At 70.8% G+C, this 15049-nt stretch carries 1 protein-coding gene; it reads right to left on the bottom strand.

Features of this window, described 5'->3' with window-relative positions; all coding sequences use genetic code 11:
* On the bottom strand, positions 1–15049 hold a 15049-nt coding region (locus FB157_RS46645), incomplete at both ends, for a type I polyketide synthase (protein WP_145887874.1).

Raw genomic sequence — 15049 nt, 5'->3', positions numbered from 1 at the left:
CACGTCGCCTCCAACAACAACCGCTGCTGAGCATCCGTGGCCAGCGCCTCACGCGGACTCATCCCGAAGAAGTCCGCATCGAAATCACCCGCGCCGTACAGGAAGCCGCCCGAGCGGGTGTAGCTGGTGCCCAAGTGCTCCGGGTCCGGGTGATAGAGGCCGGCCACGTCCCAGCCGCGGTCCGTCGGGAAGCCGGTGACCGCGTCGACGCCGTCGGAGACGAGCCGCCACAGATCCTCCGGCGATTCGACGCCACCCGGATAGCGGCACGCCATGCCCACGATCACCACCGGGTCATCGGCCGCAGCCCGGCCTGGTGCGAGACCCGGCGCCGCGGTCTCGGTGTCCCGCCCGAACAGTTCGTCGAGCAGGAAGCTCACGAGCGTGTCCGCGGTCGGGTAGTCGAAGACCAGCGTGGCCGGCAGGCGCAGGCCGGTCGCCGCGTCCAGGCGGTTGCGCAGCTCGACCGCCGTCAGTGAGTCGAAGCCCAGGTCCTGGAAGTTCCGGGCCGGGTCGACGTCCGCCGCTCCCAAGTGTCCGAGGACGAGTGCGATGTGCGTCCGCACCTCGTCGAGCAGCGCTTCGCGCCGCGCATCCACGGCGAGTCCGCGCAGGCGGGCGGCGAAGCCGGAGGCCACCGTTGTCGCCGGTCGCCGGGACGGTGCGCGGACCAGGCCGCGCAGCAGGGCGGGGACGGCTTCGCCTCGACGGCGCAGTGTCGCGAGACCGAGCCTGACCGGCAGGACGTGGGGATGCGCGCTGTTGACCGCGGCGTCGAAGAGGGCCAGGCCCTGTTCCGGAGCCAGCGGCGGCACGCCGGACCGCGTCATCCGCTCGACGTCGGCCTCGCTCAAGCCGCCGGTCATGCCGCCGCCCGTACGGGTCCACGGCCCCCACGCCAGCGAGACACCAGGCAGCCCCAGCGAGCGCCGGTGGTGCGCCAGACCGTCGAGGAACGCGTTGCCCGCGGCGTAGTTGGCCTGCCCGGCGTTGCCGAGTACACCTGCCACGGAGGAGAACAGAACGAACCGCGAGACACCGTGCTCCTGGGACGCCTCGTGCAGGTTCCAGGCGGCGTCGGCCTTCGGCCGCAGTACCGCGGCGAGCCGCTCCGGGGTCAGTGAGCCGATCACGGCGTCGTCCAGCACACCGGCGGTGTGGACGATCGCCTGGACCGGGTGGCGCGCCATCAGGCTGTCGACGGCTGCCCGGTCGGCGAGATCGCACGCCTCGATGGCCACCTCGGCCCCCAACTCGCGGAGTTCACGGGCCAGATCGCCGGCCCCTTCGGCGTCGGCACCACGTCGGCTCACGAGCAGCAGGCTCCGTACGCCGTGAACGGCCGCCAAGTGGTGGGCCACGAGCCTGCCGAGGCCGCCCGTTCCACCGGTGATCAGTGTCGTGCCCCCGCCGTCCCACACCGGACCCGCACCGGATTCGGCGCGGCCCGCCGGGCGGGCCAGTCTGGCCGCGAGCACCTCGCTCTCACGGACGCGGAGCTGGGGCTCATCGACCGCGAGAGCCGAGCCCAGCAGGCCGTACTCCTCCTCCCCGTCGAGGTCGACCAGGCCGAACCGGCCCGGGTGCTCCGACTGCGCCGACCGCACCAGACCCCACACCGCGGCAGCGGCCAGATCCGCGCCGGTCGTGGCACCGGATGTCACGAACACCAGGCGGGAGTCGGCGAACCGCTCCTCGGCCAGCCATGACTGCATCAGGTCCAGCGTCTGCGCGGTCATCGCGTGCACCGCGTCGACCACATCCGTGTCCGTCGTACCGGGCCCGGGCGTCCCGAGCCGGACCAGGAGCACATGCGGTACCGCGTCGGGCTCGAACTCGGCCAGATCCTGGTCCGGATCCAGTTCCAGGAACGGGACACGGTCCTGGTCGGGCGCGGTCACCGGCGTCCACTCCAGCGTGAACAGGGCGTCGCGTCCGACCGCTGACGTGCTCCCGGACCCGGTCGCGGTCTCGATCTGCTCGGCCGAAATCGGGCGCACCCCAAGGGACTTGACGGAGCCGACCGGCTCACCGGCTGCATCGGCGACCGCCACGGACACCGTTCCGTCACCGGTGCGGGACAGGCGTACCCGCACGGCGGACGCGCCGGGCGCGCACAGGGAGACGCCGTTCCACACGAACGGCACGCCACCCGGCTCCCGCTCCTCGGCGCCTTCCGCGCCCGCCGCCGCGAGGGCGTGCAGGCTCGCGTCGAGCAGTGCCGGGTGCAGGGCAAACGCTCCGCCGTCCACGTCCTCCGGCAGTGCGACCTCGGCGAACAGCTCCCCGCCGCTCCGCCAGGCGGCCCTGAGTCCCTGGAACACGGGGCCGTATTCGAAGCCGGCATCCGCGAACCGCTCGTAGACACCAGTCACGTCCAACGGCTCGGCCCCCGTCGGCGGCCACACCGACGCGTCGAAGCCGACCACTGCGTCAGTGCCGCCGCCGAGCGACCCGCTGGCGTGGAGGGTCCACACGGACCCGTCGTCCCCATCCGGGCGTGAGTGCACGCGCAATGCACGGCGCCCGGATTCGTCGGATTCCCCCACCCAGACCTGCGTCTGTACACCGCCCTGCTCGGGCAGGACGAGCGGCGCCGCGAGGGTCAGTTCCTCGACCTCGGCACAGCCGACCTCGTCGCCGGCACGCAGGGCCAGCTCGACCAAGGCCGAGCCGGGCACGAGGACGCTGCCCATCACCTCGTGGTCAACCAGCCACGAGTGGGTCTGGGCCGACAACCGGCCCGTGAACAACTGGCCTTCCGATTCGGCCAGCTCGACTGTGCCGGTCAGCATCGGGTGCTCGGCGGGCCGGAGCCCGACCGACTCCGCCGTGCCGACGTGCGCCAGCACGGCGGGCCAGAACCGACGGTGCTGGAACGGATAGGTCGGCAGCTCCGTGCGACGGACACCGGAGCCTGCATAGAAGGCGGCCCAGTCCACGGTGACACCGTGCATGTGCAGCCGGGCCAGCGCGTCGACCATCGAGTTCTCCTCGGGCCGGTTCGCGCGCAGACACGGCAGGAGGGTGACGCCCGAGACCGACTGCTGGGCCAGGGCGGTCAGGACACCGTCCGGGCCGAGTTCCAGCATGTGCGTGACGCCTGCCTCGGTGAGGGTGCGGATGCCGTCGGCGAAGCGGACGGCATCGCGGACGTGTCGTACCCAGTAGTCCGCGGAACACAGGTCCTCGGACGCCGCGATCTGGCCCGTCAGGTTCGACACGACCGGGATCAGTGGTGTGCCGAAGGAAAGCCCTTCGACCACGCGGCGGAAGTCCTCCAACATCGGTTCCATCAGCGGGGAGTGGAAGGCGTGCGAGACGCGGAGCCGCGTCGACTTGCGGTCGCCGAAGTGGGCCCGGATCTCCTCCACCGCCCCCTCAACGCCGGAGACGACCACGGCCCGGGGTCCGTTGACCGCAGCGATCGACACCAACCCACCTAGCAGCGGTTGTACTTCGTCCTCCGTGGCCTGGAGGGCGAGCATGGCCCCGCCCTCCGGCAACGCCTGCATCAGCCGACCGCGAGCCGCCACCAGAGCACACGCATCCGCCAGCGAGAACACACCCGCCACATGCGCGGCCGCCACCTCACCGATCGAATGCCCGGCCACAAAATCCGGGCGAACGCCGAACGACCCAGCCAACCGGAACAACGCCACCTCGACCGCGAACAGCCCAGCCTGCGCATACACAGTCCGGTTGAGCAGTTCCTCGCTCTCACCCCAGACCACATCCCGCACCGGCACATCCAGGTGCTCGTCCAGACCGGCACACACCGCGTCGAAGGCTTCCGCGAACACCGGGAAGCGGCCGTACAACTCACGCCCCATACCCAGGCGCTGCGCACCCTGCCCCGAGAACAGGAACGCCAGAGGTCCGGAGACCGCCATCTCCGTCCGTACGGCCTGATCGCCTCGGGCCAATGCCTCAAGTCCCGACAGGAGTTGGTCCAGGTCTTCCGCGACGAACGCGGCCCGGTGGGTGAGCGCGGCCCTCGTCGTCGCGAGGGAGTAGCCGAAGTCTGCGGGACGGAGCTCGTCCGCCGTGCGGACGGCTGCCAGCAGGCTGCCGGCCTGGGCCCGCAGAGCCTCGTTGCTCGCTGCCGTCACGACGACCGGCACCAGAGCGGGGACCGGAGAGTCGGCGCCGTCCGTCACGGCCTCGGCAGTCGGAGCCTCCTCGACGATCACGTGCGCGTTGGTGCCGCTGATCCCGAAGGACGAGACACCCGCGCGTCGCGCACGGTCACCGGCCGGCCAGTGGCGGGCCTCGGTCAGCAGGCGAACCTTGCCCACGGTCCAGTCGACCTGGTCGCTCGGCTCATCGACATGGAGCGTCGACGGCAGCACGCCGTGGCGCATCGCCATGACCATCTTGATCACACCGGCGACGCCCGCCGCGGCCTGCGAGTGCCCGATGTTCGACTTCACCGAGCCCAGCCACAGGGGACGGTCCTCCGCCCGGTCCTGGCCGTACGTCGCCAGCAGGGCCTGGGCCTCGATGGGGTCACCCAGGGTCGTGCCCGTGCCGTGCGCCTCGACGACGTCGATCTGGTCTGCGGCAAGCCTCGCGTTCACGAGGGCCTGGCGGATCACCCGGCGCTGGGAGGGGCCGTTGGGTGCGGTCAGTCCGTTGGACGCGCCGTCCTGGTTGACGGCTGAACCACGGATCACGGCGAGTACGGGGTGCCCGTTGCGTACCGCGTCCGAAAGGCGCTCTACGACGAGGAAGCCCGCGCCCTCGGCGAATCCGGTACCGTCGGCCGCCGAGGCGAACGACTTGCACCGGCCGTCGGCGGCGAGACCGCCCTGCCGGCCGAACTCGGCGAAGACGCCCGGGGTGGCCATGACGGTGACGCCACCGGTCAGCGCCAGTGAACAGTCGCCCTGACGCAGTGCCTGTACCGCGAGGTGCAGGGCGACGAGAGAGGACGAGCAAGCGGTGTCCACGGCAACCGCCGGTCCTTCCAGACCCAGCTTGTAGGAGACCCGGCCGGACACGACGCTGCCGTTGCCGTCACTGCCCGGATAGTCGTGGTACATCACGCCGGCGAACACACCGGTGCGAGTTCCCTTGAGGGTCGTGGGGTCGATGCCGGCCCTCTCCAGCGCCTCCCAGGAAAGCTCCAGTGTCAGCCGCTGCTGCGGGTCCATGGCCAGGGCCTCGCGGGGCGAGATGCCGAAGAAGGCCGGGTCGAAGTCCGCTGCCCCGTCGAGGAATCCGCCAGTACGGGTGTAGTAGGCGTCGGGGCCCTCCCCGTTCGGGTCACGCAGGGACGACAGGTCCCAGCCCCGGTCCGCCGGGAAGCCGGAGATCGCGTCACCGCCGGAGGAGACGAGCCGCCACAGATCCTCCGGGCTGGTCACACCGCCCGGGTAACGGCAGGCCATGCCGACGATCGCGATCGGCTCATGCTGCAGGGCTGTGAGCTTCCTGTTGTCGGCGCGCAGCCGGGCCGTCTCACGGCGAGCGGCCGCCAGGGCGTCGCCGTCCGGGACGGATACGCCCTCGGACGGTCCGTCGGGCTCGGCCACGGCGTCCAGACCGGCCAGGTCGGCCGGCGTGACGCGCACCTCGGCCAGCTCCAGCAGGTTCTCCATGAGTCCGGCGTCACGCAGTCGGCTCACCGGGATCGACTGGAGGGCCCGCCGGACCTCTTCATCACGGGAGCCCGCGACCGCGTCACCCTCGGACTTCCCGAACTCCCCGAACTCGTCGAGGATCTGCTCGGTGACCGCCGCGGCGTTCGGGTGGTCGAAGGCGAGCGTTGCGGGCAGCCGCAGGCCGGAGACCCGGTTGAGCTGGTTGCGCAGTTCGGTGGCGGCCAGGGAGTCGAAGCCCAGCTCCTGGAAGGGCCGGTCGGGACCGATCGCCTCGGCCGAGGTGTGTCCGAGCACGGACGCCACCTCGGAGCGCACGATGTGCAGGACGGCACGCCGCCGTTCGCCCGCCGGCAGAACTGCGAGCCGCTCCCTGAGACCGGCTGCCGGCGTCAGGGAACCGCTGTCCGCGGCCCGCCGTACGACGGGAACCAGGCCGCGGAGCAGCGCGGGAACCTCGTCCGTGCGGGTACGCAGGGCGTTCGTGTCGACGCGTACGGGGACGACGTTGGCGAGCCCCGATCGCAGAGCGGCGCCGAAGAGAGCCAGCCCGGTGTCGTGACTCATCGGCGGTACACCCTGGGTGACCATCCGCTTGCGGTCGACGTCCGTCAGGTAGGCGCCGAGTCCGCCGCCGACCTCCCACAGACCGAATGCCATGGCGGTGGCGGGCAGGCCCTCGGCCGCGCGACGGGCCGCGAGTGCGTCGAGGAACACGTTGGCCGCCGCGTAGTTGCCCTGCCCTGCGGTCAGAACCAGCCCGCCCGCCGAGGAGAACATCACGAACGCGGCCAGATCCATCCCCCGCGTCAACTCATGCAGATACCAGGCCGCGTCCGCCTTGGGGGCCAGCACGGTGTCCATCTGAGTACGTGTGAGGGCACTGGTCAGGGCACTGTCTCCGACGCCGGCGGCGTGGACGACCGCGGTCAGCGGACGCTCGGCCACGATCTCGCCGAGCAACCCCTCCAACGCGTCCCGGTCCGACACGTCACAAGCGACGACACGGACGCCCTCGGCACCCAAGGCGCGCAGTCCATCCGCCAGTTCGCAAGCACCAGGTGCATCAGGACCACGACGGCTGGTCAAAACCAGATGCCGCACACCGTGCTCAACCACCAGACAACGCGCCACCACAGCACCCAGACCACCGGTACCACCAGTGACCAGCACCGCACCCTCAACATCGAACGACGGCTGGAACCCACCGGCCACCACAGGAAGCCGCACCAGACGCGGCACCCACACCACACCCGCACGCACCGCGGACTCCGGCTCACCCGAGCCCACCGCGAACCCAGCCTCCCCCAGATCCGCACCGGCCTCCACATCAACCAGGACGAACCGACCCGGATTCTCCGCCGCCGCAGCACGCACCAGACCCCACACCGGAGCCTGCACCACATCCACAACCCCAGCCGCATCCCGCGCCACAGCAACCGCACCACGGGTCACCACCACCAACCGAGCCCGCGCAAACCGCTCATCAGCCAGGAACGACTGCACCACACCCAGCACACGACACGACACCGCCCGCACACCGGACGGCACATCCATCCCACCCACACCACCGCAGTCCAGCACCACCACACCCGGCACCGGACCCACACCCCCGGACACCTCCTCCCAACGCACCCACGGCTCGCCCGTTCCGGCGGCCGGGGGCAGCTGTGCCCACTCGACCGCGAACAGGGGCTCGGCAGACGCGCCATCTGCCGCCAGCTGCTCCGCCGACACGGGACGGCTCACCATCGAACCCACTGACAAGACCGGCCGACCGGTGGTGTCCGTCAGCGCCAGCGACCAGCCGTCCTCGCCGACGCGCGTCAGCCGCGCCCGTACCAGGGTGGCGCCCACGGCGTGCAGCGAGACATCGCTCCATGCGAACGGGATGGCGGTTGCGCCCGAGCTCGTCAGGATCGCCGCATGCATCACGGCGTCCAGCAGAGCCGGGTGCAGACCGAACCGCCCGGCGTCGTCGTGCGCCTGATCCGGCAGCACGACCTCCGCGAACAGCTCCTCGCCGCGCCGCCATACGGTACGAAGCCCCTGGAACACCGGCCCGTAGCCGAAACCGGCGCCCGCGAATCCTTCGTACGCCCCGTCGACCGGGACCGGCTCCGCGCCGACGGGCGGCCAGGACGTCATGTCCGCATCGGGAACGACGGCACCGGCCGGCCTGACGGCGAGAACACCGTCGGCATGGAGAATCCATGCACCGTCGGTCGCGCCGTCCCTGCGTGAGTGCACGGTGACGTGGCGCCGACCGCCCTCCTCCGGCTCGCCGACCCACACCTGCACCTGGACACCGCCCCGTTCGGGCAGCACCAGTGGCGCGGCGAGCGTCAGCTCCTCCACCACATCACAGCCGACCGAGTCGCCTGCTCGCAGGGCGAGTTCGAGGAGAGCCGCTCCGGGCACGAGGACACTGCCCAGGACCATGTGGTCCGCCAACCACGAGTGGGAGTCCAGGGACAGCCGGCCTGTGAAGAGGAAGCCATCGGCGCTGACGAGTTCCGCGGCAGCGCCCAGGAGTGGGTGCTCCGCCGAGCCCAGGCCCACGGAGCCGAGTTCCGCCACCGTACTCGTGGCGTCCAGCCAGTACCGCTGGCGCTGGAATGCGTACGTGGGCAGATCGACGGCGCACCGACCTGCCGCGGCTGTCACCGCGAAGAACGTCCGCCAGTCGACGGGCACTCCGACGGTGTGCAGGGAGCCGAGTCCCCCGACCAAGGTCAGGCTCTCGTCCCGGCCGCGGCGAAGCAGGGAGAACACGTTCGCGTCGTCGAGGGTGTCCTGCACCATTCCGGTGAGCACCGCGTCAGGCCCGATCTCGACGAATCCTGTGACGCCCAGGGTACGCAGCGTGTGAAGGCCGTCGGCGAAGCGGACCGCCTCACGAACGTGCCGTACCCAGTAGTCGGCGGAGCACAGGTCCTCGGACGCCGCGATCTGGCCCGTCAGGTTCGACACGACCGGGATCAGTGGTGTGCCGAAGGAAAGCCTCTCCACCACGCGGCGGAAGTCCTCCAACATCGGTTCCATCAGCGGGGAGTGGAAGGCGTGCGAGACGCGGAGCCGCGTCGACTTGCGGTCGCCGAAGTGGGCCCGGATCTCCTCCACCGCCCCCTCGGCACCGGAGACGACCACGGCCCGGGGTCCGTTGACCGCAGCGATCGACACCAACCCACCCAACAACGGGCGCACTTCGTCCTCCGTGGCCTGGAGGGCGAGCATGGCCCCGCCCCCCGGCAACGCCTGCATCAGCCGGCCACGAGCCGCCACCAGAGCACACGCATCCACCAGCGAGAACACCCCGGCCACATGCGCGGCCGCCACCTCACCGATCGAATGCCCGGCAACGAAATCCGGGCGAACGCCGAGAGATTCGGCAAGCCGGAACAACGCCACCTCGACCGCGAACAGCCCAGCCTGCGCATACACAGTCCGGTTGAGCAGCTCCTCGCTCTCACCCCAGACCACATCCCGCACCGGCACATCCAGGTGCTCGTCCAGACCGGCACACACCGCATCGAAGGCTTCCGCGAACACCGGAAAGCGGCCGTACAACTCCCGCCCCATACCCAGGCGCTGCGAACCCTGCCCCGAGAACAGAAACGCCGAGACGGCACTCCCGCGGGGCGAGGCCATGAAGACGCCGGGAGTGGAGGCGTCGTGCTGTGTCAGGGTCCGAAGGCCGTCGAGGAGTTCCTCGCGTTCCGTACCGACGACCAGCGCCCGGCACTCGAGGGCGGTGCGCGCTGTCGCCAGTGTGTGTGCCGTGGCCGTCAGGTCCAGTTCCGGGCGGGTCTCGACGTACGACAGCAGTCGGGCGGCCTGGGCCCGCAGGGTCTCCGGGGTCTGCGCGGAGACGAGCCACGGCAGCGGGACTCCGGGCGGTGCGGCCGACTCGGTGGCCGCGACCGGCTGCGCCGTGCCCTGTTCCAGGACCACATGTGCGTTGGTACCGCTGATACCGAACGCCGAGACGCTCGCGCGGCGCGGGTGCCCGGTGTCCGGCCAGTCCACCGCTTCGGTGAGGAGTTCGACGGAGCCTTCTGTCCACTCGACGTGCGGGGAGGGCTCGTCCACGTGCAGGGTCTTCGGCAGCACGCCGTGGCGCATGGCCATGACCATCTTGATGACGCCCGCGACACCTGCGGCGGCCTGGGCGTGACCGATGTTCGACTTGATGGACCCGAGCAGGAACGGCCGGTCCTCCGGGCGCTCCTGACCATACGTCGCGATGAGCGCCTGCGCCTCGATCGGGTCACCCAACGTCGTACCCGTGCCGTGCGCCTCCACTGCGTCCACGTCCTGAGCCGCGAGTCCGGCCGCGGCGAGAGCCTGCCGGATCACCCGCTGCTGGGAAGGGCCGTTGGGGGCGGTGAAGCCGTTGCTGGCGCCGTCCTGGTTGACCGCTGAGCCGCGGATCACGGCCAGGACGTCATGGCCGTTGCGGCGGGCGTCCGCCAACCGTTCCACGAGCAGGACGCCGACGCCTTCCGACCAGCCGACGCCGTCGGCCGATCCCGCGAACGCCTTGCACCGGCCGTCCGCGGAGAGACCGCGCTGCCGGCTGAACTCGATGAACATCCCGGGCGTCGACATCACGGTGGCACCGCCGGCGAGCGCGAGGGAGCACTCCCCTGAGCGCAGCGACTGCACCGCGAGGTGCAGGGCGACCAGCGACGACGAGCACGCCGTGTCGACGGTGACCGCCGGCCCCTCCAGGCCCAGCGTGTACGACACCCGGCCGGACACCACGCTGCCTCCGCTCGTTCCCGACGGATGCGCCCCCAGGGCGTAGTCGTGGTACATCACGCCGGCGAACACGCCGGTGCGGCTGCCCTTCACCGTGACCGGGTCGATTCCGGCGCGTTCCAGGGCCTCCCAGGACGTCTCCAGCAGGAGCCGCTGCTGTGGGTCCATGTAGAGCGCCTCGCGCGGGGAGATCCCGAAGAACGCCGGGTCGAAGTCGGCGGCGTCGTACAGGAAGCTCCCTCGGCGCGTGTAGCTCTTGCCCTCCTTGCCCGGTTCGGGATCGTAGAGGTCCTCGATGTTCCAGCCTCGGTCGGCCGGCAGGTCGGAGACCGTGTCGACACCGTCGAGAAGGAGCTGCCACAGCTCCTCGGGGGTCGTCACACCGCCCGGATAGCGGCAGGCCATGCCGACGATGGCAATGGGCTCGTCGTCGGCCGCACGCCCGTCGTCCGCGCGTACGGCGATCTCGTCGGCCGGGTCGCCGACGCCCAGCTCGTCGAGGATGCGGTCGGTGACTGCCGCGGCGTTCGGGTGGTCGAAGGCGAGCGTTGCGGGCAGCCGCAGGCCGGTGGCCTTACTGAGCTGGTTGCGCAGTTCGGTGGCGGCCAGGGAGTCGAAGCCCAGCTCCTGGAAGGGCCGGTCGGGACCGATCGCCTCGGCCGAGGTGTGTCCGAGCACGGATGCCACCTCGGAGCGGACCATCCCCAGCACGAGCCGGTGACGCTCTCCGGGGGTGAGTCCGGCGAGCCGCTCCCGCAGCGGTGTGCCGGCCGTCGCGCTGCCGTGTGCCGTGCCCCGGCGAGTCCGCGGGGCCAGGCCACGCAGCAGCGCGGGTATCTCGTCGGTGCGGGTACGCAGGGCGGCCGTGTCGACGCGGACCGGAACGACGGCTGCCCGCTCCGACCGCAGGGACGCGGCGAAGAGTTCCAGACCGGAGTCCGCCGTGAGGACCGGAAGGCCCTGGGCGGCCATGCGCCTGCGGTCGACCTCCGCGAGGTGAACGCCCATGCCGGCGCCCGCGTCCCAGAGGCCGAATGCCATGGCGGTGGCGGGCAGGCCCTCGGCCGCGCGACGGGCCGCGAGTGCGTCGAGGAACACGTTGGCCGCCGCGTAGTTGCCCTGCCCTGCGGTCAGAACCAGCCCGCCCGCCGAGGAGAACATCACGAACGCGGCCAGATCCATCCCCCGCGTCAACTCATGCAGATACCAGGCCGCGTCCGCCTTGGGGGCGAGGACGCGGTCGAACCGGTCCATGGTCAGATCACCGACGAGCGCGTTGTCGCTGACGCCGGCGGCGTGGACGACCGCGGTCAGCGGACGCTCGGCCACGATCTCGCCGAGCAACCCCTCCAACGCGTCCCGGTCCGACACGTCACAGGCGACGACACGGACGCCCTCGGCACCCAAGGCGCGCAGTCCATCCGCCAGTTCGCAAGCACCAGGTGCATCAGGACCACGACGGCTGGTCAGCACCAGATGCCGCACACCGTGCTCAACCACCAGACAACGCGCCACCACAGCACCCAGACCACCGGTACCACCAGTGACCAGCACCGCACCCTCAACATCGAACGACGGCTGGAACCCACCGGCCACCACAGGAAGCCGCACCAGACGCGGCACCCACACCACACCGGCACGCACCGCGGACTCCGGCTCACCCGAGCCCACCGCGAACCCAGCCTCACCCAGATCCGCACCGGCCTCCACATCCACCAGGACGAACCGACCCGGATTCTCCGCCGCCGCAGCACGCACCAGACCCCACACCGGAGCCTGCACCACATCCACAACCCCAGCCGCATCCCGCGCCACAGCAACCGCACCACGGGTCACCACCACCAGCCGAGCCCGCGCAAACCGCTCATCAGCCAGGAACGACTGCACCACACCCAGCACACGACACGACACCGCCCGCACACCGGATGGCACATCCATCCCACCCACACCACCGCAGTCCAGCACCACCACACCCGGCACCGGACCCACACCCCCGGACACCTCCTCCCAACGCACCCACGACACATCGGGGTTCGCAGCGTGCGGCAGCGTGGCCCACTCGATCGCGTACGGCCGCTCGGCCGTGCGCACGCCGGACTCCAACTGCTCGGCGGACACCGGACGGCTGAGCATCGAGCCGACTGACAGCACCGGTCGACCGGTCATGTCGGCCATGGTGAGCGACAGCCCCTCGGCACCGACGCGCGTCAGCCTCACCCGTACCGCTGTCGCGCCCGCGGCGTGCAGCGACACCTGGTTCCAGGCGAACGGAACGACCGTGTCGTCGGCGCCTTCCACGAGTCCGGCGTGCAGGGAGGCGTCCAGCAGAGCCGGGTGCAGTCCGAAGCGGGCGGCGTCGTCGTGCGCCTGCTCGGGCAGGACCACCTCAGCGAACAGCTCCTCGCCCTGGCCGCGCCGCCACATCGCACGCAGGCCCTGGAAGACCGGCCCGTACCCGAAGCCTGCCTCCGCAAAGGTGTCATAGGCGTCTTCGATCGACACCGGCTCGACGCCCTCCGGCGGCCAGACCGACCAGTCGCTCCACCGCGCGGGGGCAGTACCTTCGGCGCGAGTGGACAGCACACCGCCGGCGTGCCGCACCCACACCTCGTCCGCCGCGTCGTCCAAGCGCCCGAAGACGCCCACGTTCCGGTGCCCGGCCCCGTCCGGTGCGCCGACCTTTACCTGCACCTGGACACCGCCTTCCGCGGGCAGGACCAGCGGAGCGGCCAGCGTCAGCTCCTCCACCACATCACAGCCGACCTCGTCACCCGCCCGCAGAGCGAGTTCCAGCAGCCCAGTGCCCGGCAGGAGCACGGTCCCCTTCACGTTGTGATCCGCGAGCCACGGGTGCGACTGCACGGACAAGCGACCGGTGAGCAGCACTCCGTCGTCGTCGGCGAGCGGTACGGACGCGGTCAGCAGCGGATGCTCCGCCGCGCTGAGCCCGGCGAACCGGACGTCACCGGCTCGGGCGACCGTGCCCGTGGGCCAGTAGCGTCGGCGCTGGAAGGGGTAGGTCGGCAGGTCGACGTGCTGGGCACCCGTACCGGTGAAGACAGCCGTCCAGTCGACCTTGGCGCCGTCGACGTAGAGGCGGGCCAGGGCCTGGAGGGTGGTCGTCTCCTCGTCGCGGTCCTTGCGGAGCACCGTGGCGAATACGGCGTCCGCGTCGGCGGACTCGGCCGCCATCGCGGTCAGGACACCGTCCGGGCCGAGTTCCAGGAAACGGGTCACGCCTGTGGCGGTGAGGGTGCGGATGCCGTCGGCGAAACGGACCGCCTCACGGACATGGCGCACCCAGTAGTCCGCCGAGCACAGGTCCTCCGGCGCCGCGACCTCGCCGGTCAGGTTCGACACGACCGGGATCAGTGGTGTGCCGAAGGAAAGCCCCTCCACCACGCGGCGGAAGTCCTCCAACATCGGGTCCATCAGCGGGGAGTGGAAGGCGTGCGAGACGCGCAGCCGTGTCGACTTACGGTCGCCGAAGTGGGCCCGGATCTCCTCCACCGCCGCCTCAACGCCGGAGACCACCACGGCCCCGGGTCCGTTGACCGCAGCGATCGACACCAACCCACCCAACAACGGGCGCACTTCGTCCTCCGTGGCCTGGAGGGCGAGCATGGCCCCGCCCCCCGGCAACGCCTGCATCAGCCGGCCACGAGCCGCCACCAGAGCACACGCATCCACCAGCGAGAACACCCCGGCCACATGCGCGGCCGCCACCTCACCGATCGAATGCCCGGCAACGAAATCCGGGCGAACGCCGAGAGATTCGGCAAGCCGGAACAACGCCACCTCGACCGCGAACAGCCCAGCCTGCGCATACACAGTCCGGTTGAGCAGCTCCTCGCTCTCACCCCAGACCACATCCCGCACCGGCACATCCAAGTGCTCGTCCAGACCGGCACACACCGCATCGAAGGCCTCCGCGAACACCGGAAAGCGGCCGTACAACTCCCGCCCCATACCCAGGCGCTGGGAGCCCTGCCCCGAGAACAGAAACGCCGACTTACCAGCCCTTGCCTGCCCCTTGACGGCCTCGGTGCCGTTCAGGATCACCGCGCGGTGGGCGAACTCCGACCGGGACCTGACCAGCGACAGGCCCACATCCGCCGGACGTTCGTCAGCGCACGCATGCAGACGCGCGATCTGGTCCTCCAGGGCGTCCTCCGTCTTGCCGGAGACCACCCACGGCACCACAGCCGGGGACACCACAGCCCCCTCGGCCGAAGCAACAGCCACGTCCTGCGGCTGCTCCAGCACCACATGCGCATTCGTCCCACTGATACCGAACGACGACACACCCGCGCGACGCACCCGCCCCGTCCCCGGCCAAGCCGTCTCCCGCGTCAGCAGCTCAACATCGCCGGCACTCCAGTCCACATGCGACGACGGGGCATCGACATGCAGCGTCCTCGGAGCAGTCCCGTGCCGCATCGCCATGACCATCTTGATCACACCCGCGACACCAGCCGCAGCCTGCGTGTGCCCGATGTTCGACTTCACCGAACCCAGCAGCAACGGCTGTTCCCGGTCCTGACCGTACGTCGCGATCAACGCCTGCGCCTCGATCGGGTCACCCAACGTCGTACCCGTACCGTGCGCCTCCACCACGTCCACATCGGCCGCCTTCAGACCACCGCTGGCCAGCGCCTGACGAATCACCCGCTGCTGCGACG

This window comes from Streptomyces sp. BK340 (genome assembly GCF_007827595.1).
Taxonomy (GTDB): domain Bacteria; phylum Actinomycetota; class Actinomycetes; order Streptomycetales; family Streptomycetaceae; genus Streptomyces.
The sequence above is the reverse complement of the archived record's forward strand: the minus strand, read 5'-3'. Positions and strand labels throughout refer to the sequence as shown.